This is a genomic window from Pseudokineococcus sp. 1T1Z-3 (assembly GCF_037482365.1).
Lineage (GTDB): Bacteria > Actinomycetota > Actinomycetes > Actinomycetales > Quadrisphaeraceae > Pseudokineococcus.
Window position 1 is genome coordinate 289,111 of sequence record NZ_JBBHZF010000001.1, and the last position, 20,027, is coordinate 309,137.

Genomic DNA, 20,027 nt, shown 5'->3' on the forward strand with positions numbered 1-20,027 from the left:
CGGTGACGTCATCTGACGTTGGGTCACGACTTCGACCCCTTTCGGTGACTCCCCGTCAGGCCGGGCGCACGGAGCGTCGATCCTCGTGATGACATCGTGTCCTTCGTCAGGTCACGTCGCTGGGGCGGACGCCGCGGTCCTCACCCGGACGAGGGCACGGACGCCACCTGTCCGGGTCAGCGATGCGCGGCCCGGGTGAGTAGCCCCTCGGGCCTGGCACCGCGGCGCCGGGTCCGGCCGGGACGTCGCCGGAAGCCTCGGCGGCCATGTAGCGTTGCGGCCACGCAGAGATGACCACGCCCCGGGGCCGCCGTCGCGACGGCCAGCCCCGGCACGACGTTCAGAGGGGGTCGACGCCATGGGGCGCGGCCGTCAGAAGGCGAAGCAGACCAAGGTCGCTCGCCAGCTCAAGTACTACAGCCCGGAGACGGACTACAAGTCCCTCGAGCGTGAGCTCGGGCACCCCGGCTCGTCGTACGACCCGCCGGAGCGTGAGACCTCCGACGAGGACGACGACGGGTACGGCGGCTGGGCTTCCGGCGCCTCCCGCTGACGTCTGGCCGCCGCGCGCGGGCCCCCGGTGGCCGGCGCTCTGCTCAGCTCCTGAGCAGACGCGCCGCGGTGGGCACCGTGACCTGCGCGGGCTCAGCGACGGTGCTCCGACACCAGACGGACGCTGCCGCCGTCGACGCCCTTGGCACCCCAGGTGACGCCCTGGCCTCGGGTGCCGTCGTCGGTGGTCACCTCGCCGACCACCCAGGCCGGCACTCCCGCGCGGTGGAGGTGCTCGACGGCGTCGTCCTCGGCGGTGCGCGCGACGACGGCGACCATCCCCACGCCCATGTTGAGCGTGCGCTCGAGGTCCTCCCGCGGGACGCCCCCCAGGTGGCCGACGAGGTCGACGACGGGAGGCGGCGTCCACGTGGACCGGTCGACGAGACCCTGTGAGCCCGCGGGCAGCACCCGGCCGAGGTTGGCCGCCAGCCCGCCACCCGTGACGTGGGTGAGGGCGTGGAGGTCAGCCCCGAGCGAGTCCGCGAGCCGCAGGCAGGGCCGGGTGTAGAGCCGGGTCGGCTCCAGCAGCTCCTCACCCAGCGTGCGACCCAGCTCGTCGACGTGGCGCTCGAGGCCCCACCCGGCGTCCGCGACGACCCGCCGGACGAGGGAGTAGCCATTGCTGTGCAGCCCGGAGCTCGCCATGGCGACGAGGACGTCGCCCTCGCGCACGCGCGACGGCCCGAGGAGGGCGTCCGCCTCGACGACGCCCGTCGCCGCGCCGGCGACGTCGTACTCGTCGGGGGCCATGAGCCCCGGGTGCTCGGCCGTCTCGCCCCCGACGAGCGCGGTGCCCGTCTCCTCGCAGCCCCGGGCGATGCCCCGGACGACGTCGGCGACCCGCTCGGGGACAACTGCGCCGCAGGCGATGTAGTCGGTCATGAAGAGCGGACGGGCGCCGCAGACGACGAGGTCGTCGACCACCATGGCCACGAGGTCGACGCCGATGGTGTCGTGGACGTCCAGGGCCTGGGCGACCGCGATCTTCGTGCCGACGCCGTCGGTGCTGCTGACGAGCAGCGGGCGGCGCATCCCGACGAGCGCGCTGGCGTCGAAGAGCCCGGCGAAGCCGCCCAGACCACCGAGGACCTCGGGGCCGTGCGTGCGCCCCACCGCCTCGCGCATCAGCGCGACCGCGCGGTCGCCGGCATCGACGTCGACGCCGGCGGCGGCGTAGGTCAGGCCCGTCATCGGGTCGCCCCCGCGACGGCGCCCTCGACGTCCTTGACGGCGCCGCTCGGTGCGGCCGCGGAGGCCCCCAGCGCCGCGTCGTCGGTGATGTCGGTGAGCCCGAGCTCCAGCTGGTGCTTGCCGATGCGGTGGGCGTCGGGCAGGGGCACGGGGTACTCCCCGGTGAAGCAGGCCGAGCACAGCCGGTCGGCGGGCTGCTCGGTGGCCTCCACCATCGCCTCGTGGGAGATGTAGCCGAGGCTGTCGGCGCCGATGCTGCTGCGGATGTCCTCGACGGCGAGGCCCGCCGCGATGAGCTCGGCGCGGCTGGCGAAGTCGATGCCGTAGAAGCAGGGCCACGTCACCGGCGGTGAGGAGATGCGCACGTGCACCTCGGCCGCGCCGGCCTCGCGGAGCATGCTGACGAGCGCCCGCTGGGTGTTGCCGCGGACGACGGAGTCGTCGACGACGACGAGCCGCCTGCCGCGGATGACCTCGCGGAGCGGGTTGAGCTTGAGGCGGATGCCCAGCTGCCGGATGGTCTGGTCGGGCTGGATGAAGGTGCGGCCGACGTAGCTGTTCTTGACGAGCCCCTGCCCGTAGGGGATGCCGGAGGCCTCGGCGTACCCGATGGCCGCGGGCGTGCCCGACTCCGGCGTCGGGATCACGAGGTCGGCGTCGACCGGGTGCTCGGCGGCGAGCCGGCGGCCCATCTCGACCCGGGCGGCGTGCACGACGCGGCCCGCGATCGTCGTGTCGGGGCGGGCCAGGTAGACGTACTCGAAGACGCAGCCCTTGGGCGCGGCGTCGGCGAAGCGGCTGCTGCGCAGCCCGTCCTCGTCGACGGCGATGAGCTCACCGGGCTCGATCTCGCGGACGACGCTGGCGCCGACGATGTCCAGCGCCGCCGTCTCGCTCGCGACGACCCAGCCGCGGGAGAGCCGGCCGAGCACGAGGGGCCGGATGCCGTGGCGGTCGCGCGCGGCGTACAGGGTGCGCTCGTCCATGAAGACGAGGCTGAAGGCGCCCTCCAGCGACGGCAGGACCTCCCGCGCCGTCGCCTCGAGCGTGCGGTCGGGCCCGCCCGCGAGCAGCGCCGTCACGAGCGCGGTGTCGGTCGTGTTGCCGCGGGCGATCTCACCGCCCGGCTTCTGCTCGCCGCGCTCGGCGTCCATCTCGGCGACCATGTCGCGCAGCTCGTGGCTGTTCGTGAGGTTGCCGTTGTGCGCCAGCGCGACGGTGCCGGTCGCCGTCGCACCGAGGGTGGGCTGGGCGTTCTCCCAGCGGCTCGCGCCCGTCGTGGAGTAGCGGGTGTGGCCGATGGCGAGCTGTCCGCGCAAGGACCGCAGCGCCGGCTCGTCGAAGACCTGGGACACCAGGCCCATGTCCTTGTAGACGAGCATCTGGCTGCCGGTGCTGACGGCGATCCCGGCGGACTCCTGCCCGCGGTGCTGCAGCGCGTAGATGCCGAAGTACGTCAGCCGCGCGACGTCCTCGTCGGGCGCCCAGACGCCGAAGACCCCGCAGGCGTCCTGCGGTCCCTTCTCGCCGGGCATGAGGTCGTGGGTCAGCCGTCCGTCGCCACCAGGCACGGCGCCATGGTGGCACAGGGCCGAGGGCGGGCCGGACGACGAGCCGGGGGCCCGGCGCAGTGTCGTCCGGGAAGTGGCGCGTCGTCGCTCAGCGACGGCGCGCGACGCGTTCCAGCAGGACGCCCACGAGCCCGCCGAGCAGCCCCCCGACGAGGGCGAGGCCGGCCGCCAGGTAGCCGAAGACGGCGGCCGCGGAGTAGGTGTCGTTGTCCTGCGCGGTCGCGGTGAGGCCGGCCGCGACCACGACGCCCACGAGAGCCCCGAGCACGATGAGGACCGTGTAGCGCGGACGGCGGCGCAGGTCGACGCGCTCGGCGCCGGCCAGCTCCTCGGCGGTCGGGGCCGGGCGCTCCCCCGGCTGCCTGCCCTCGCTCACGACGTCGACGCTACCCGCCGTCCGGGCTCCTCCGCCGGGGGGGCAAGGCGCTCGAGTCCGACGTAGCGCAGGTCGCCGGGCGAGCAGACCTGTCGTTCGTCGGACTCGAGCCACCCCGCCCCCGACCCGGCGGCGGGGCACGCCCCTCAGTCGCCCTTGACGTTCACCACCTGCCGGAGCGTGTGGCGGACGTCGACGAGCCGCGCCGCGTCGGCCATGACGACGTCGACGGGCTTGTACGCCTCAGGGTGCTCGTCGAGGAAGGCGTCGGAGTCCCCCCACACGACGTCGCCCATGCGGGCGTCGAGGTCGCTGCGGGAGAACTTCTTCCGCGCCGCCGAGCGCGAGTGCGCCCGCCCCGCGCCGTGCGGGGAGGAGTGCAGCGACACCGGGTCGCCCCGGCCGACGACGACGTAGGACGCGTCACCCATCGACCCCGGGATGAGCCCCGGCTCGCCCTCGCGGGCGCTGATGGCTCCCTTGCGGGAGAGCCACACCTCGCGCCCGAAGTGCCGCTCGCGCGCCGTGTAGTTGTGGTGGCAGCCCACGGTCTCCTCGCGCACGACGTCGTCGGGCCCGGCCAGGCCGAGCGCCTGCGCGAGCGCGGCGACGACCTGGTCCATCATCTCGGCCCGGTTGAGCGCGGCGAAGCGCTGGGCCCACAGCAAGGCCTCGACGTAGGCGTCGAACTCCGGCTCGCCCTCCACGAGGTAGGCGAGGTCGGGGTCCGGCAGGGCGTAGAAGCGCCGGCGCGCCTGCTCCTGCGCCACCTTGATGTGCTTCTGCGCCAGCTGGTTGCCGACACCGCGGGACCCTGAGTGCAGGAAGAGCCAGACCCTCTCGGCCTCGTCGAGCGACACCTCGATGAAGTGGTTGCCCGAGCCGAGCGTGCCCAGCTGCTGGTCCCAGCGCCGCGCCACCTCGTCGGCCTGCCCGGCGCCGGCGAGCGCGCGCAGCTCCTCCACCCGCGGCCGCGCCGTCGCAGAGACGCCGGACGTGCGCCCGCCGGCCGACAGCGGCACCCGCGCGGCGATCCCGGCGTGCAGCGCGCGAAGGTCGGTGCCGTCGAGGTCCGCGGCGGTGTGCTGGGTGCGGACGGCGAGCATCCCGCAGCCGATGTCGACACCGATGGCCGCCGGGACCAGCGCGCCGTCGGTCGGGATGACCGAGCCGACGGTCGCGCCCTTGCCCAGATGGGCGTCGGGCATGAGGGCGACGTGCGGGTGGATGAACGGCAGGGTCGCCGTCGTGAGGGCCTGGGTGCGCGTGGCGTCGTCGAGGATCGACGCCCAGCTCATGAGGCGAGGGGCGAGCCGGTCGGGCCGGCCGTCGGTGGGCACAGGTCTGCTCTCTCGTCGTGGCGGGGGGCCGTGCGGGTGCGCGGCCGGACGAGGATCACCGTCCTCGGGCGACGACGTCACCTGACTTTCCGGGCGGCGCCCCGACCTCAGGACGGCGCGCTCGGGAACAGCGGCAGGTGCTCGCCCAGCGCCGCGCGCTGACCGCTGGCGGACACGAGCCCTCGGGCAAGCGCGTCGTCCCAGCCGAGCGAGCCCGTGACGAGCGCGAGCCAGGTGGCGGCGTCGGTCTCGACGACGTTCGGCGGCGTCCCGCGGGTGTGCCGCGGGCCCTCGACGCACTGGGCGACGCCGAAGGGAGGCACCCGCACCTCGACGCTGCTGCCGGGCACGCGCGCGGCGAGCTCCTCCAGCGCGCCGCGGACGGCGAGCGCGGTGGCGCTGCGGTCAGCCGCCGCCGGGTCGGACGCCCACGCGCGCACCGCCTCCCGCGCCCGCGCGGCGGGGATGCGGCGTCGGGCCGGCACGTCTCAGCGACCCGCCGGGGCGCACCGGGGCGCGGACGTCACGGCCGCGCCCCGAAGGCCTCGCGCAGCGTCGCGGTGTGCGCGGCGCGCAGCTCCCCCAGCGGCAGGGTGAAGAGGCCCTGGACGTCGAGAGCCGCTGCCTCGCCGGGCTCGTCGACGACGCCGACCCGCAGCGCGGGCTGCCGCCGGGCGGCGCAGACGTCGGTGAAGCGCACCTCCTCCGAGCGCGGCACCGCCACGACGACGCGCGCCGTCGACTCGCTGAACAGCGCTGCCGCGGCGTCGACCTCGTCGCGCTCGCACAGCTCGTCCAGCCACACCCGCGCGCCGACGCCGTAGCGCAGGCAGCCCTCGACGAGCGCCTGCGCGAGCCCGCCCTCGGAGAGGTCGTGGGCGGCGTCGACGAGCCCGTCCCGGCTGGCGCTGACCATGACGTCGGCGAGCAGCCGCTCGGCCTCCAGGTCGACCGCGGGCGGCAGGCCGCCGAGGTGCCCGTGCTCGACCTGCGCCCACGCCGAGCCGTCGAGCTCGGTGCGCGTCGTCCCCAGCAGGTACAGCGCCTGCCCCGGCTCGCGCCAGCCCGACGGCGTCCGGCGGGCGACGTCGTCCAGCACGCCGAGGACGCCGACGACCGGCGTCGGGTGGATCGGGGTGCCCGCCGTGGAGTTGTACAACGAGACGTTGCCGCCGGTCACCGGCACCCCGAGCGTCTGGCAGGCGTCGGCGAGGCCCGTGACCGCCCGCTCGAGCTGCCACATGACGTCGGGCTCCTCGGGGCTGCCGAAGTTGAGGCAGTCCGTGACGGCGAGCGGGCGCGCGCCGACCGTCGCCACGTTGCGGTAGGCCTCGGCCAGCGCGAGCTGCGCCCCGGCGTAGGGGTCGAGGTAGCCGTAGCGGCCGTTGGCGTCGGTGGAGATCGCGACGCCGAGGCCGCTCTCCTCGTCGACACGGACCACGCCGGCGTCGTCGGGCGTCGCGAGCGCGGTGTTGCCGAGGACGTACCGGTCGTACTGATCGGTCACCCAGCCCTTGTCGGCGAGGTTGGGCGAGGCGACGAGGCGCAGCAGGCTCGCGCGCAACTCCTCCCCCGTGCGCGGCCGCGCCAGCCCGGCGGCGGTGTCGGCCTGCAGCGCGTCCTGCCAGGACGGCCGGGCGTAGGGGCGCTCGTACACCGGCCCCTCGTGGGCGACGGTGCGCGGCGGGACGTCGACGACGACCTCACCGCGCCACGTGACGACGAGCCGGCCGGTGTCCGTGACCTCGCCGAGGACGCTGGTCTCGACGTCCCAGCGCCGGACGACGTCCATGAAGGCGTCGAGGTGCTCGGGGCGGACGACGGCCATCATCCGCTCCTGGCTCTCGCTCATGAGGATCTCCTCGGGCGAGAGGGAGGGGTCGCGCAGCAGCACGGCGTCGAGCTCGACGTGCATGCCTCCGTCGCCGGCGCTGGCCAGCTCGCTCGTCGCGCACGAGAGCCCGGCCCCGCCGAGGTCCTGGATGCCCTCGACGACGCCCGCGCGGAACAGCTCGAGGCAGCACTCGATGAGCACCTTCTCGGCGAAGGGGTCGCCGACCTGGACGCTCGGCCGCTTGGCCGGCCCGGTGGCGTCGAAGGTCTCCGAGGCCAGGACCGAGACGCCGCCGATGCCGTCACCGCCCGTCCGCGCGCCGAAGAGCACGACCTTGTTGCCCGCGCCCGTGGCGTTGGCCAGGTGCAGGTCCTCGTGCCGCAGCACGCCGACGGCGAGCGCGTTGACGAGCGGGTTGCCCTGGTAGACGGCGTCGAAGACGACCTCGCCGCCGACGTTCGGCAGCCCCAGGCAGTTGCCGTAGCCGCCGACGCCCGCGACGACGCCGTGGACGACGCGCTCGGTGTCCGGGTGGTCGATCGCCCCGAAGCGCAGCTGGTCCATGACGGCGACCGGGCGGGCGCCCATCGCGAGGATGTCGCGGACGATGCCGCCCACACCCGTCGCGGCACCCTGGTAGGGCTCGACGAAGCTCGGGTGGTTGTGGCTCTCGACCTTGAAGGTGACCGCCCACCCGTCCCCGACGTCGACGACGCCGGCGTTCTCGCCGATGCCGACCATGAGGTGCTCGCGCATCGCCTCGGTCGTCTTGGTGCCGAACTGCCGCAGGTGCACCTTGGAGGACTTGTAGGAGCAGTGCTCGCTCCACATCACCGAGTACATCGCCAGCTCGGAGGAGGAGGGGCGACGGCCGAGGATGTCGCGGATCCGCGCGTACTCGTCCTCCTTGAGCCCCAGCTCGCGCCACGGCTGGGCGACGTCGGGCGTTCGCGCCGCACGGGCCACGGTGTCGAGGCCGCCGACCGCGGGCTCCTCGGGAGCACCCAGCTCCGTCGTGCCCTCCTCCGTCGTGCCCGGTGCGGGCTGCTCCTGCGCCGTCTCGGCGGCCGGCTGGGCGGTCTGCTGGGCCATGCCCGCAGGCTACCGACGGACGTGGGCGCCGGCCGCCGTCCTCACGCGAGAAGGCCGCGGCTCAGGTCACCCGTCCGGCGTGCCGAGGACCAGGTCGTGGAGGGCATCAGCAGCATCACCTCGCGCGTCGCCGGCCTGCAGGCGCAGGTCGCCTCGCTGTCCCCGGGCGGCTCGGCGGCCGCGCTCGCCCCGAGCGCGACGACGGCCTCCAGCGCGGCCTTCTCCGACGTCCTCGCCCAGCAGCTGGCGGGCGCGAGCGCCTCGGGAGGCAACGCCCTCGGCGCCCTGGCCGGCGCCGCGACGGGGACGGGCGCGGCCGGTGCACCCGCGTACACGACCACGACGACGACGTCGCTGTCCGAGGCCGGGCTGGCCCAGCTCCTCGCCTCGCTGACGGGCACCCCGGCCGGCGCCGCCATGAAGGGGGCCGCCGGCGTCCCGGCCGTCGATAAGGCCTCGGCGGCAGCACCGGTCGTCGGCTCGGCCAAGGTCGACGCCAGCGGTGTGCCGGTGGAGCTCAAGCCCTACGGCAACGGCAAGATCCCGCTCGACCGGCTCGCCCCGATCGGCGGAGCCGGCTCGGGCGACCGTCTCTGGGCGCCCGCCGCCGCCGCCTTCGACCAGATGCAGGCCGCTGCCCGCGCCGACGGCGTCACCTTCTCCGTCAACGACTCCTACCGGTCCTACGACGAGCAGGTCTCCATGGCCGCCCGCAAGGGCCTGCGCAGCCAGGGCGGCCTCGCCGCGACGCCGGGCACGAGCGGGCACGGCTGGGGTCTCGCCGTCGACCTGCAGCTCGACGGCCGCGCCCAGGCGTGGATGCGCGAGAACGCCGGCCAGCACGGCTTCAAGGCCACCGTCTCCGGCGAGCCCTGGCACTGGAGCTTCCGGCCCCAGTCGGTCTGACCGGTCCTCTCCGTACCGACGAACCTGCACGACCGGTGCCGCCGCCAGCACCACGGCGGGTCAGACGCTCGCCGTCTCCTCCGTACGCGTGATGTGCAGGTCCGGCGGCACCGGACCCGATCAGCCGACGAGGCTGCGCAGCGCCGAGGTGAAGAAGCGCAGGCCGTCGGTGCCGCTCGTGCCGCTGCGCGGGTCGGGGCCGAAGCCGGCCTCGACGGCGTGCTCGGGGTGGGGCATGAGACCCACGACGTTGCCGGCGGCGTTGGTGACCCCGGCGATGTCGCGGGCGCTCCCGTTGGGGTTGCGGCCGCCCTCGGGCACGACGTAGCGCAGGGCGACCCGGCCCTCCGCCTCCAGCTCGTCGAGGGTGCGCTGGTCGGCGAGGTAGCCGCCCTCGCCGTTCTTCAGCGGGACGACGAGCTCCTCGCCGAGGGCGTACTCGTGGGTCCAGGCCGTGCTCGCCTCGACCCGCAGGCGCTGGTCGGTGCACACGAACGTGCGGTGGTCGTTGCGGACGAGCGCGCCGGGCAGGAGGTGGGCCTCGCACAGGACCTGGAAGCCGTTGCAGATGCCGAGCACCGGCATCCCGCCCCGGGCGGCGTCGACGAGCGGCTCCATGACGGGCGCGAACCGGGCGATGGCGCCGCACCGCAGGTAGTCCCCGTAGGAGAAGCCGCCGGGCAGGACGACCGCGTCGACCCCGTGCAGGTCCGCCTCGGCGTGCCACAGGCGCACGGGCTCGCCGCCCGCGAGGCGGACGGCACGGGCGGCGTCGCCGTCGTCGAGCGAGCCGGGGAAGGTGACGACGCCGACGCGTCCCATGGGATCTCCTGCGGGCTGGGCGGTGCGGGCGGACGGTCGGAAGTGCTGAGGGTCAGGCGGTCCCGCCGGCCAGCGTCGTCGTCGCGGCGTCGGCCTCGACCGGCGCGACACGGACGACGTCCTCGATGACGGGGTTGGACAGCAGCACCTCGGCCGCGCGGGCGGCGTCCTGCAGCACCTCGGCGGTGACGTCGCCGTCGACCTCCAGCTCGAAGCGCTTGCCCTGGCGGACGCCCGTGAAGGCGCCGAAGCCGAGCCTGGGCAGCGCGCCGGCGACGGCTTTGCCCTGGGGGTCCAGGATCTCCGGCTTCGGCATGACCTCGACGACGACGCGACCCATGGGGGCGACGCTACCGGCTGGAGGCCCGCCCCCAGGACGCCGTCGCCGGGTCCGCGGCTGCGCCACGACGAGGCGCCCGCGCACCTCAGAGCTCGGCGACGGGGCCGCCCCGCTCGGCGAGCAGGTCCTCCAGCACCGCGATCTCCGCCTCCTGGCCCTGGGCCATCGCCTGGGCCAGGTGGCGGACGTCGGGGTCCTCGGCCCGCTCGGCCGCGACCTCGGCCATCTCGACGCCGGCGACGTGGTGGGTGGCCATGAGCTGCAGGAACACCCGCTCGGCGAGCTCGCCGTCAGCGCCGCGCAGCGCGTCCATCTGCTCGACCGTCGCCATCCCGGGCATGTCGGCGACCGAGCCGAGGCGCCCCTCCGGCACGTCGGCCATGTCCATGCCCATCTCGTGCCCCGCGTGCTCGCCGGCGTCGGCCATCCACGCCATGACGGGCTCGGTACGGCCCTGCCCGAGTCCCCACTGCTCGAGCCAGGCGTACATCTGCCCGGTCTGCTGCTGCTGGGTGAGCTGGATGTCGCGCGCGAGGGTGCGCACGGCCTCGTCGTCCGTGCGGTCCAGGACGAGCGTCGACATCTCGACGGCCTGGCGGTGGTGGGCCTGCATGTCGAGGGCGAAGCCGGCGTCCACCGACCCGGCGGCAGGGACGTCGCGCGAGGAGCCCCAGTGCGTGCCGAGGAGGACGCCGAGCACGAGGAGCAGCGCCGCGGCGGCCGCGGCGCCGGCCACGAGGACCACCCTCGTCGTGCGGTCGGCGAGGACGCTCAGGACACGCCCCCGGTGCAGGCCGCGCCGGGCTCCGGCGTCTGGTCGCCCTGGACGTACTGGGCGAGGAAGGGGGCGACCCGCTCGTCGGCCGCGTCCTGCAGCGGCAGCTGCACGCCCCACGCGGAGAGGACGACGGGGCTCGGGAGGCCCTCGTAGGGGCTGAGCAGCGTGTAGTCGTAGGGCGCGGCGGCCGCGGCGAGCTGGTCGACCTGCTCGGCCGGCAGCGCGGGGTCGTAGGTGATCCAGACGGCGCCGTGCTCGAGGGAGTGCACGGCGTTCTCGTCGACGACCGGCTCGGCGTACACGCCGCAGTTCCACCACGCCGGGCTGTGGTCCCCGCCGACCGGCGGCGTCTCGGCGTACTCGACGCTGCCGGTGGTGTGGTCGCGGCCGAGGTCCTCGAAGGTCTGCACGCCGTCGACCGGTGCCTCGAGAGCGGCCCGCTCGGCGGCCCGCTCCTCGCGGGTGAGGACGAGGACACCGGTCACGGCCGCCACGAGCGCCACGACGACGCCGGCCGTGACGCCGACGACGAGCGCCCGCTGGCGACGCTCCCGGCGCCGCTGCCTCTCCCGCAGCTCCGCGGCCCGCGCGGTGCGCTCGGCTCGTGACGTGGGGTTCGAGTGGGCCACCGTGCTCCTCGCCTGTCCGCCGCCGGCGTCCCCGACGTCCTGGTCCCATGCTCGCACCGCGGCGGGAGGCCACGGCGAGAGAGGTGGTCGAGGAGGTCGCCGGTGCGCCGCTCGCCGGCACGACGGCGCGGTGCCAGGCTGGCGGCATGCGCCTGACCCATCTCGGCCACTCCACCCTCCTCGTCGAGGCGGGAGGTGCGCGCGTCCTGGTCGACCCGGGGGCCTTCACCCCCGGGTGGGAGGAGCTGCGCGACCTCGACGCCGTCGTCGTCACCCACGCCCACCCCGACCACCTCGACCCGGCCGAGGGCCGCTTCGAGGCCCTGCGCGACGCGAACCCCGGCGCGCGGCTGCTCTTCGAGCCGCAGACGGCGGCCGACGGTCGCTGGGGCGCCGAGGCGCTCGCACCGGGGACGAGCACGGACGTCGCCGGGCTGCCCCTGCGCGCCGTCGGCGGGGAGCACGCGGTGATCCACGAGGACATCCCGCTCGTCGGCAACGTCGGGGTGCTGCTGGGCGGCGAGGGCGGGGAGCCGGTGCTCTTCCACCCCGGCGACGCCTACACCGAGACCCCGCCGGGCGTCGACGTCCTCGCCCTGCCGCTGGCGGCGCCCTGGGCCGCGCTGAAGGAGACGGTCACCTTCCTGCGGGCCGTCGCCCCCCGCGTCGTGGTCCCCGTCCACGACGGGGTGGTCTCCGCCCCGGGCCGGTCGGTCTACCTGCGCCAGGTGGACGCCCTCGGCCCCGAGGGAACGCAGGTCCTCGACCTCGCGGGCGCCGGCGCCACGGACGTGCCGGCGGCGTGACGACGTCGTCGCGGACCCTCCCCGCCGACGTCCGCCCCGGGTGGGGTCCCGGCTGGCAGCCCACCCGGGTCGCCCGCGTCGTCGGGCACGGCCACCACGCCTTCGCCCGCGCCCGCGCCGGCCTGCTGGGCTGGGACGTCCAGCGGCTCGCCGGCGTGCACATCCCGACGTCGACCCCTGGCGCCGCGCCGGGCGTCGAGGTGCGTCAGAGCGTCGGCCCCGGCGGCCTCCTCGTCGCCCTCTGCCGCGTGGACGACGTCGTCGACGAGCCTCGGCGCGCCGGCTTCACCTACGTCGCGCTGACGCCGCACCCCGAGGAGGGCGAGGAGACCTTCCTGCTCGAGCACCGCGACGACGACGCCGTCGTCATGACGATCACGTCGCGCTCCCGCCTGGCCTGGGGACCGGCGCGGGCGGCGAGCCCGCTGGCCCGCCTCGTCCAGCGCGTCGCCGTCACGCGGTACCTGCGCGCGGGCGCCCTCCTCGCCCGCTGACCCCCGCCCCTCCACCGGGCACGTCGACGGCGAGGTGCCGGGAGAAGGACGCGTCGGCGTCAGAGGCCGTAGGCCTCCAGCAGACGCAGCCAGACCTCGCTGATCGTCGGGTAGCTGGGGACGGCGTGCCAGAGCCGAGACATCGGCACCTCGCCGACGACGGCGACCGTCGCGGAGTGCAGCAGCTCGGCGACGTCCTGCCCGACGAAGGTCGCCCCGAGCAGCACCTGGCGGGCCTCGTCGACGACCAGGCACGCCCAGCCCGTGTAGCCGTCGGCGTGCAGGGCCGAGCCCGCGACGGCGACGTCGAGCGCGACGACGCGGACGTCGAGGCCCGCCTCCTGCGCCTGATGCGCCGTCATCCCGACCGACGCGACCTCCGGGTCGGTGAAGACGACCTGCGGCACCGCCTGCCGCAGAGCCGTCGTCGCGCAGGGCGTCCACGGCGCCGGCTCGCCCGCCGCCTCCCCGCGGGCCCGCGCGGCGATGACGTCGCCCACGGCCCTCGCCGTGTACTTGCCCATGTGCGTGAGCGGCGCAAGGCCCGTCACGTCCCCGGCGGCGTACAACCACCGCCCGTCCACGCCGGCGACGAGGCCCGAGGTGTCGACGTCCAGCGCTCGGCCGGGCTCCAGCCCGACCGTGCGCAGGCCGAGGTCGGCCGTCGCCGGCTGCCGTCCGGTCGCCACGAGCAGCTCGTCGCCCACGAGCACCCTCCCGTCGTCGAGGGTCAGCCGCACCTCGCCGTCGGCGCCGTCGCGGCGGACCGCCTGCGCGTGGGCCCCGACGACGACGTCGACCCCCTCGGCGCGCAGGGCGTCCGCCACGAGCTCGCCGGCCCGCGGCTCGAAGGCCTTGAGGACGGCCGAGCCCGCGACGAGAGTGACGTCGGCGCCGAGGCGCCGGTACGCCGTCGCCATCTCGCTGCCGACGACACCCGCCCCGAGCACGAGCAGCCGCGGGGGCACCGACGTCGCCGACGTCGCCTCGCGGCTCGACCAGTGCGGGACGGAGTCCAGGCCGTCGACGGGTGGCGTCGTCGGCACGGACCCGTTCGCGGCGACGACGGCGTGCCGGACGACCAGCGTCTGCTCGCCCCCGTCGGCGGTCGTGACGACGACGCGGCGCGGCCCGGCCAGCCGCGCCCGGCCCCGGAGCAGCTCGACGCCGGCTCCCCGCACCCACTCGACCTGGCTGGCGTCGTCCCAGCCGCTCGTGAAGGACGTGCGCCGCGCCAGCACGGCGGCGACGTCGAGCTCGCCGCCGGCCGCGGCCGCCGCACCCGGCACCCGCCGCGCGGCCGCGAGCGCCGCCGTCGGCCGCAGCAGCGCCTTGCTCGGCATGCACGCCCAGTAGGAGCACTCGCCCCCGACGAGCTCGTCCTCGACGAGCACCACCTGCTGCAGGCCGCCACGGTGCGCCCGGTCGGCGACGTTCTCCCCCGTCGAGCCGCCCCCGACCACCACGACGTCGACCTCCCGCTCGGCGCCGTCCGCCACGCCGTCGCCGCCCTGCCGGGTGTCCTGCTGGGTGCCCTCGCTCATGCCGCCGACGATGCCTGAGGCACCGGCGTCCGGCACCCCGGCCCCGGCACGGGCCCGAGCGGGTCGGGGAGGGGGTCAGAGGGAGGGACGGGTCAGGGAGCAGGAGGGGTCAGGGAGCAGGAGGGGTCAGGGCCAGGTGCGGCCGGTGAGGCGCTCGTAGGCCTCGACGTAGCGGTCCCGCGTCGCCGCGACGACGTCGTCGGGCAGAGGCGGGGGTGGCTCGTCCGAGGTCCGGTCCCAGCCCGAGTCGCCAGAGAGGAGCCAGTCGCGGACGAACTGCTTGTCGAAGCTCGGCTGCGAGCGGCCCGGTGCCCACGCGGCGGCGTCCCAGAAGCGGGAGGAGTCGGGGGTGAGCACCTCGTCGGCGAGGACGAGCGCACCCGGTGCCTCCTCCGAGGCGACGTCGACGCCCAGGGGCAGGCCCAGCTCGATCTTGGTGTCCGCCAGGAGGATGCCGCGCTCGCGGGCCACCGCCCCACCGAGCTCGTAGAGCCGCAGCGTCACGTCCCGGACCCGCTGCGCCAGCGCCGGTCCGAGCTGGTCCGCGACGACGGCGAAGCCGACGTTCTCGTCGTGGCCCACCTCCGCCTTCGTCGCCGGCGTGAAGATCGGGGCCTGCAGCCGAGAGCCGTCCTCCAGCCCCGGCGGGAGCTCGACGCCGCACACCGACCCGGTCGCGAGGTAGTCGGCGAGGCCCGACCCGGTGAGGTACCCGCGCGCCACGCACTCCACCGGCAGCATCTCCAGCCGCCGGCAGCGCACCGCCCGCCCGGCCACGGCCGCCGGCACGCCGCTCGAGCCGTCACCGGGGCCGACGTCGGCGGACAGGACGTGGTCGGGCACGCCAAGACCGGCCTCGGCCAGCCGCTCGAACCACCACAGCGACAGGGCCGTGAGGACGGCGCCCTTCTCGGGCACCGGCGTCGCCAGCACGTGGTCGAAGGCGCTGACGCGGTCGCTGACCACCACGAGCAGGTCGCCCGTCCCGGGCTCCCCCGAGGCGGGCTCGTAGAGGTCGCGCACCTTCCCCGAGCGCACGTGCCGCCAGCCGTCGAGCTGCGGGGGCCCCCCGGCGGAAGCCTGCGCCACCCCGCCTGCCGTCCCGCTCACGCCTGCGCCCCGACCGTGACGTCGCCGCGGGCCGCGGCGGCGGCGATGTCCTCCCGGTGCTGCCCGCCCTCCAGCCGGACGTGCGCCAGGGCGGCGAGGGCCGTCGCCCGGGCCTCCCCCAGCGAGGCCCCGGTGCCGACGACGGACAGCACCCGACCGCCCGACGCCACCCACGCGCCGTCGGCGCCTTGCGCCGTCCCCGCGTGCAGCACGGACGCGCCTGGGACGTCGGCCGCGGCCGCCAGCCCGTCGAGCACCCCACCCGGGCGCGGGCCCGCGGGGTAGCCGGGCGCCGCGAGCACGACGACGACGGCGGCGTCCTCGGACCACCGGAGCGGCGCAAGCCCCGCCAGCCCTCCCGTCGCCGCCGCGCGCAGCACGCCCGCGAGCGGCGTCCGCAGCCGCGGCAGCACGACCTGCGTCTCGGGGTCGCCGAAGCGGGCGTTGAACTCCACGACCCGCAGACCCCGCGACGTCAGCGCGAGGCCGCAGTAGAGGACCCCGGCGAAGGGCGTGCCTCGCCGCGCCATCTCGTCGACCACCGGCTGCGCGACCTGGTCGACCACCTCCTCGACCAGCCCGTCCGGCGCCCACGGCAGCGGCGAGTACGCGCCCATGCCGCCGGTGTTGGGCCCCGCGTCGCCCTCGCCCAGCCGCTTGAAGTCCTGCGCCGGTGCGAGGGGCATGACGTCGCGCCCGTCGCAGAGCACGAAGAGCGAGACCTCGGGGCCGTCGAGGTACTCCTCGACCACCACCGCCGACGACCCCGGCCGTCCCGTTAGGCACGCCCGGGCGTGGTCCAGCGCCTCGTCCCGGTCGGCGGTCACGACGACGCCCTTGCCGCCGGCCAGCCCGTCGTCCTTGACCACGTAGGGGCCGCCGAAGTCGTCGAGCGCCGCTGCGACCTGCCCGACGTCGGTGCACACGTGCGCGGCGGCCGTCGGCACCCCCGCGGCGGCCATGACCTCCTTGGCGAAGGCCTTGCTGCCCTCCAGCCGGGCGGCGGCCGCGGACGGCCCGAGGCAGGCCAGCCCGGCCGCGCGGACGACGTCGGCGACCCCCGCGACGAGGGGCGCCTCCGGCCCGACGACGACGAGGTCGGCGCCGTGGGCACGGGCCGTGGCCACGACCGCCTCCCCGTCCAGCGGGTCGAGGGCGACCACCCGCGCGACGTCGACCATGCCCGGCCCCCCGGGCCCCACGAGCACCTCCTCGACGTCGTCGTCGGCTGCGAGGGCGACGGCGAGGGCGTGCTCACGAGCACCGGACCCGACCACGAGGACGCGCACGGCGGCGAGCGTAGAGGTCACCCCCGACGTCGACGTCCTCCTCGCGGGACCACCGCTCATCTGAGCGGCACTAGGTCACATTCGAGTCAAGTCCTTGACACGGGGAGCGCCCCGCCTGTCTGCTTCTCCCACGCAGCACCTGACGCTGCCCCGACGCGACGCCGGCACGACGACGTGCCCCGCCGGCCGCGCCCGGCCCGACCGATCGACCCGAGCCTCGCCGCCTCGGCCCGACCCCCGCCCCTCGGAAGGACCCGCATGAGCGCACGACGACGTGCCCCCCTCGCCCTGGCCACCCTCACCACGGCCGCCCTCACCGTCTCGGCCTGCGGCGGCGCCGGCGGAGGCGGAGGCGGCGAGGGCGACGCGCAGAGCATCAACGTCATCATGGTGAACAACCCGCAGATGGAGGACCTGCAGCAGCTCACGGCGGACAACTTCACCGCCGACACGGGCATCACGGTCAACTTCACGGTGCAGCCGGAGAACGACGTCCGGGCCCAGATCGCGCAGGACTTCGCCGCCCAGGCGGGGCAGTACGACGTCGCGACGATCAGCAACTACGAGGTGCCGATCTTCGCGGCCAACAACTGGCTGGCGCCGCTCACCGACTACGCCGAGAACGACGACGAGTTCGCCCAGGACGACATCCTCGAGCCCATCGCCGAGGGCCTGCAGGTGGACGGGGAGATCTACGCCGAGCCCTTCTACGGCGAGTCCTCGTTCCTCATGTACCGCACGGACCTCTTCGAGGAGGCCGGGCTGACCATGCCGGAGAACCCGACGTGGCCCGAGGTGGCCGACCTCGCCGCCCAGATCGACGACCCGAGCGGGACCCGCGGCATCTGCCTGCGCGGCCTGCCCGGCTGGGGCCAGGTCTTCGCCCCGCTCACCACCGTCGTCAACACCTTCGGCGGCACCTGGTGGGACGCGGACTGGAACGCCCAGGTCAACGCGCCCGAGTTCGTCGAGGCGACGGAGTTCTACGTCGACCTCGTGCAGCAGCACGGCGAGCCCGGTGCCGCGCAGGCCGGCTTCACCGAGTGCCTCAACTCGATGACCCAGGGCGGCACGGCCATGTGGTACGACGCGACCTCGGCCGCCGGCTCCCTGGAGGCGGAGGGCTCGCCCGTCGCCGGCAACATCGGCTACGCCCCGGCGCCGGTCGTCGAGACCGAGGCCTCCGGCTGGATCTACTCGTGGGCGTGGGGCGTCCAGGCCGCCTCGCAGAACCAGGATGCCGCCTGGGAGTTCATCTCCTGGGCCTCCAGCCAGGGCTACGAGGAGCTCGTCGGCGCGGAGCTCGGCTGGGCCCGGGTGCCGGCCGGCAAGCGCAGCTCCACCTACGAGAACACGGACTACCTGCAGGTCGCCGGCCCCTTCGCCGAGGCCACCGAGGCGGCCATCTCCTCGGCGATGCCGAGCGACCCCGGTGTGCAGCCGCGCCCGGCCCCGGGCATCCAGTTCGTCGCCATCGGCGAGTTCGCCGACCTGGCCACGAACATCTCCCAGGGCATCAGCTCGAACATCGCCGGCCAGGGCACCGTCCAGGAGACCCTCGACGCCGGCCAGGAGCAGGCGCAGCGGGTCGGCGAGCTCTACCAGGAGTGACCTGCGGGTGCGCGGGCCGGTGGAGGACCGCCGGCCCGCGCACCACCTGCCCCGTCCGGTTCTGCGCGAGCCCCCATCCGTCCCACCCGCGGGAGAGCCATGAGCGTCAGCACGACGACGGCGCAGCAGCGGACCGTCCTGGCCGAGCCGTCACCCACCGAGAAGCGCGCCGCCGACCGCAAGCGGGGCTGGGCCCGCCGGGCCCCCCTGATGCCGGCGCTGGTCTTCGTCATCGTCATGACGCAGCTGCCGTTCGCCACGACGATCGTCATCTCCTTCATGAGCTGGCAGGCCTTGCGACCGGACGAGCGCGGCTTCGCCGGCTTCGGCAACTACGCCCGGGTCTTCGCCGACTCCCAGCTGCGCTCGGCCGTCCTCACGACGATCGTCCTCACCGTCGTCGTCGTCGGCGTGAGCCTCGTCCTCGGCCTGCTCATCGCGCTCCTGCTCGACCGGACGTTCCTCGGCCGCGGCATCGTGCGGACCCTGATGATCGCGCCCTTCCTCGTGGTCCCGGTCGCCGCCGCGCTGCTGTGGAAGCACGCCATCCTCAACCCGAGCTTCGGCCTCATCAACGGCACGCTCACGTGGATCTGGGGGCTGTTCGGGTCGAGCACCCCGCCGCAGGTGGCGTGGCTGACGCAGTTCCCCCTGCTGTCCATCGAGATGGCCCTCATCTGGCAGTGGACGCCGTTCATGATGCTGATCCTGCTGGCGGGGCTGCAGAGCCGGCCGGGCGAGGCGTTCGAGGCCGCCAAGATGGACGGCGCGAGCGCCGTCCAGGCCTTCCGCTACATCACGCTGCCGCACCTGCGCCGCTACATCGAGCTCGGCGCCACCCTCGGCGCCATCTTCATCGTCCAGAACTTCGACGCCGTGTTCACGATGACGTCGGGGGCGCTGGGCACGGCGAACCTGCCGTACACGATCTACCAGACCTTCTTCGTGCGGCAGGACTACGGCCTGGCCGCCGCCCAGGGCGTCATCGTCGTGATCGGGACGATCATCGTGGCGACCTTCGCCCTCCGCTCCGTCTCGTCGCTGCTGAAGGAGGAGAGCTGATGGCCACCCGCGTCACCGGGCAGGCAGAGGTGCCCCCGACCCAGACGGCGTCCGCGACCGACGCCGCCCCCGCCCGCCAGACCTACCGCAAGCACTCGCCGCTGAGCCGCCCCAACCCGCTGTGGGGCGTGCTGGCCTGGCTCGTCGGCCTGCTCTTCGCGACGCCGGCCCTGTGGATGGTGCTGACGTCCTTCCACAGCGAGGTCGACGCCGCGACCAACCCGCCGTCGCTGCTCGCCCCGCTGACGCTCGAGGGCTACCGCACCTTCTTCGACAACCCGAACGCCTGGCCCGCGCTCATCAACTCGGCGACGGCGTCGGTGGTGTCCACGATCATCGTGCTGGCGCTGTCCATCCCCGCCGCCTACGCGCTGTCGATCCGGCCGGTCAAGCGCTGGTCCGACGTGCTCTTCTTCCTGCTCTCGACGCGCTTCCTGCCGATCGTCGCGGCCGTGCTCCCCCTCTACATCTTCGCGGTGTGGACCGGGGCGCTGGACCAGATCGGCCTCCTCATCGCCCTGTACACGGCGATGAACCTGCCGATCGCGGTGTGGATGATGCGCTCCTTCCTCGCCGAGGTGCCCGTGGAGATGCTCGAGGCGGCCCAGCTGGACGGCGCCGGCCTGGTCCGGACGCTGCGGAGCGTCGTCGCGCCCGTCGCCATGCCGGGCATCGCG

Annotated in this window: 20 protein-coding genes; 7 read left to right on the plus strand and 13 right to left on the minus strand. The window is 75.1% G+C overall.

All coding sequences use genetic code 11. The annotated features are described in order from the left end of the window. Positions 1-358 precede the first annotated feature (358 nt). Positions 359-553: a DUF3073 domain-containing protein gene (locus tag WDV86_RS01295; protein ID WP_339565777.1), complete on the plus strand. Its 195-nt coding sequence runs from the start codon at positions 359-361 to the stop codon at positions 551-553. Positions 554-645: 92 nt separating this feature from the next. Here the strand turns inward: WDV86_RS01295 and purM are convergent, their stop codons facing one another. The 6 genes from purM to purL form a co-directional block, all read right to left on the minus strand. Next, positions 646-1,746: a phosphoribosylformylglycinamidine cyclo-ligase gene (gene purM, locus WDV86_RS01300; RefSeq protein WP_339565778.1), complete on the minus strand. Its 1,101-nt coding sequence runs from the start codon at positions 1,744-1,746 to the stop codon at positions 646-648. After that, complete coding sequence (purF, locus tag WDV86_RS01305) at positions 1,743-3,317, minus strand: amidophosphoribosyltransferase (protein ID WP_339565779.1); 1,575 nt, start codon at positions 3,315-3,317, stop codon at positions 1,743-1,745. Before purF ends, purM begins: the two co-directional genes overlap by 4 nt. Before the next feature lie 88 nt (positions 3,318-3,405). After that, a complete protein-coding gene (locus WDV86_RS01310; RefSeq protein ID WP_339565780.1) occupies positions 3,406-3,693 on the minus strand; it encodes a hypothetical protein in 288 nt (95 codons plus the stop codon). A gap of 146 nt (positions 3,694-3,839) precedes the next feature. Continuing rightward, a complete protein-coding gene (locus WDV86_RS01315; RefSeq protein ID WP_445262897.1) occupies positions 3,840-4,991 on the minus strand; it encodes an RtcB family protein in 1,152 nt (383 codons plus the stop codon). 149 nt (positions 4,992-5,140) lie between these two features. Further along, a complete protein-coding gene (locus tag WDV86_RS01320; protein WP_339565782.1) occupies positions 5,141-5,518 on the minus strand; it encodes a sterol carrier family protein in 378 nt (125 codons plus the stop codon). Between the two features lie 38 nt (positions 5,519-5,556). Continuing rightward, on the minus strand, positions 5,557-7,959 hold the full coding sequence (gene purL, locus WDV86_RS01325; RefSeq protein ID WP_339565783.1) for a phosphoribosylformylglycinamidine synthase subunit PurL: 2,403 nt from the start codon (positions 7,957-7,959) through the stop codon (positions 5,557-5,559). Positions 7,960-8,055: 96 nt separating this feature from the next. Here purL and WDV86_RS01330 point away from each other — a divergent pair, with 96 nt between their 5' ends. Beyond that, positions 8,056-8,865 carry a M15 family metallopeptidase gene (locus WDV86_RS01330; RefSeq protein WP_339565784.1) on the plus strand — a complete coding sequence of 270 codons (810 nt, stop codon included), beginning with the start codon at positions 8,056-8,058 and terminating at the stop codon, positions 8,863-8,865. A 120-nt stretch (positions 8,866-8,985) separates the two neighbouring features. On the opposite strand, the gene purQ is transcribed toward WDV86_RS01330, so the two are convergent. From purQ to WDV86_RS01350, 4 genes are all read right to left on the minus strand, one after another. After that, the gene (gene purQ, locus WDV86_RS01335; protein WP_339565785.1) at positions 8,986-9,687 is read right to left on the minus strand and encodes a phosphoribosylformylglycinamidine synthase subunit PurQ; all 702 of its coding nucleotides are present in this window, start codon (positions 9,685-9,687) and stop codon (positions 8,986-8,988) included. A gap of 52 nt (positions 9,688-9,739) precedes the next feature. Next, positions 9,740-10,027, minus strand: a complete 288-nt coding sequence (purS, locus tag WDV86_RS01340; protein WP_339565786.1) for a phosphoribosylformylglycinamidine synthase subunit PurS — start codon at positions 10,025-10,027, stop codon at positions 9,740-9,742. Positions 10,028-10,112: 85 nt separating this feature from the next. Next, the gene (locus WDV86_RS01345; RefSeq protein WP_339565787.1) at positions 10,113-10,763 is read right to left on the minus strand and encodes a DUF305 domain-containing protein; all 651 of its coding nucleotides are present in this window, start codon (positions 10,761-10,763) and stop codon (positions 10,113-10,115) included. Positions 10,764-10,798: 35 nt separating this feature from the next. Continuing rightward, positions 10,799-11,434, minus strand: a complete 636-nt coding sequence (locus tag WDV86_RS01350; protein WP_339565788.1) for a DUF3105 domain-containing protein — start codon at positions 11,432-11,434, stop codon at positions 10,799-10,801. Positions 11,435-11,481: 47 nt separating this feature from the next. On the opposite strand from WDV86_RS01350, the gene WDV86_RS01355 reads away from it, so the two are divergent. Next, positions 11,482-12,240, plus strand: a complete 759-nt coding sequence (locus tag WDV86_RS01355) for an MBL fold metallo-hydrolase (protein ID WP_339565789.1) — start codon at positions 11,482-11,484, stop codon at positions 12,238-12,240. Beyond that, positions 12,237-12,734 carry a DUF1990 family protein gene (locus WDV86_RS01360; protein ID WP_339565790.1) on the plus strand — a complete coding sequence of 166 codons (498 nt, stop codon included), beginning with the start codon at positions 12,237-12,239 and terminating at the stop codon, positions 12,732-12,734. The genes WDV86_RS01355 and WDV86_RS01360 overlap by 4 nt, the downstream gene beginning before the upstream one ends. A 59-nt stretch (positions 12,735-12,793) precedes the next feature. Here WDV86_RS01360 and WDV86_RS01365 read toward each other — a convergent pair whose 3' ends face one another. The 3 genes from WDV86_RS01365 to purD form a co-directional block, all read right to left on the minus strand. Continuing rightward, positions 12,794-14,278 (minus strand): dihydrolipoyl dehydrogenase family protein, encoded by a 1,485-nt coding sequence (locus WDV86_RS01365; protein ID WP_339565791.1) that lies wholly within the window; start codon positions 14,276-14,278, stop codon positions 12,794-12,796. Positions 14,279-14,404: 126 nt separating this feature from the next. Beyond that, positions 14,405-15,388: a phosphoribosylaminoimidazolesuccinocarboxamide synthase gene (locus WDV86_RS01370; RefSeq protein ID WP_339565792.1), complete on the minus strand. Its 984-nt coding sequence runs from the start codon at positions 15,386-15,388 to the stop codon at positions 14,405-14,407. Next, positions 15,385-16,677 carry a phosphoribosylamine--glycine ligase gene (gene purD / locus WDV86_RS01375; protein ID WP_339565793.1) on the minus strand — a complete coding sequence of 431 codons (1,293 nt, stop codon included), beginning with the start codon at positions 16,675-16,677 and terminating at the stop codon, positions 15,385-15,387. The genes WDV86_RS01370 and purD overlap by 4 nt, the downstream gene beginning before the upstream one ends. 258 nt (positions 16,678-16,935) lie before the next feature. Here purD and WDV86_RS01380 point away from each other — a divergent pair, with 258 nt between their 5' ends. From WDV86_RS01380 to WDV86_RS01390, 3 genes are all read left to right on the plus strand, one after another. After that, positions 16,936-18,288, plus strand: a complete 1,353-nt coding sequence (locus tag WDV86_RS01380) for an ABC transporter substrate-binding protein (RefSeq protein WP_339565794.1) — start codon at positions 16,936-16,938, stop codon at positions 18,286-18,288. A gap of 99 nt (positions 18,289-18,387) precedes the next feature. Further along, positions 18,388-19,350, plus strand: a complete 963-nt coding sequence (locus tag WDV86_RS01385; protein WP_339565795.1) for a carbohydrate ABC transporter permease — start codon at positions 18,388-18,390, stop codon at positions 19,348-19,350. Continuing rightward, the coding region (locus WDV86_RS01390; protein ID WP_339565796.1) for a carbohydrate ABC transporter permease at positions 19,350-20,027 on the plus strand (678 nt) is incomplete at its 3' end. The genes WDV86_RS01385 and WDV86_RS01390, both read left to right, overlap by 1 nt.

Coding starts and splice junctions, on each gene's coding strand:
- WDV86_RS01295 (WP_339565777.1), top strand. CDS start 359: ATGGGGCGCGGCCGTCAGAAGGCGAAGCAGACCAAGGTCGCTCGCCAG.
- purQ (WP_339565785.1), bottom strand. CDS start 9,687: ATGGGACGCGTCGGCGTCGTCACCTTCCCCGGCTCGCTCGACGACGGC.
- purS (WP_339565786.1), bottom strand. CDS start 10,027: ATGGGTCGCGTCGTCGTCGAGGTCATGCCGAAGCCGGAGATCCTGGAC.
- WDV86_RS01355 (WP_339565789.1), top strand. CDS start 11,482: ATGCTCGCACCGCGGCGGGAGGCCACGGCGAGAGAGGTGGTCGAGGAG.
- purL (WP_339565783.1), bottom strand. CDS start 7,959: ATGGCCCAGCAGACCGCCCAGCCGGCCGCCGAGACGGCGCAGGAGCAG.
- purM (WP_339565778.1), bottom strand. CDS start 1,746: ATGACGGGCCTGACCTACGCCGCCGCCGGCGTCGACGTCGATGCCGGC.
- WDV86_RS01365 (WP_339565791.1), bottom strand. CDS start 14,278: ATGAGCGAGGGCACCCAGCAGGACACCCGGCAGGGCGGCGACGGCGTG.
- WDV86_RS01385 (WP_339565795.1), top strand. CDS start 18,388: ATGAGCGTCAGCACGACGACGGCGCAGCAGCGGACCGTCCTGGCCGAG.
- WDV86_RS01315 (WP_445262897.1), bottom strand. CDS start 4,991: ATGAGCTGGGCGTCGATCCTCGACGACGCCACGCGCACCCAGGCCCTC.
- WDV86_RS01380 (WP_339565794.1), top strand. CDS start 16,936: ATGAGCGCACGACGACGTGCCCCCCTCGCCCTGGCCACCCTCACCACG.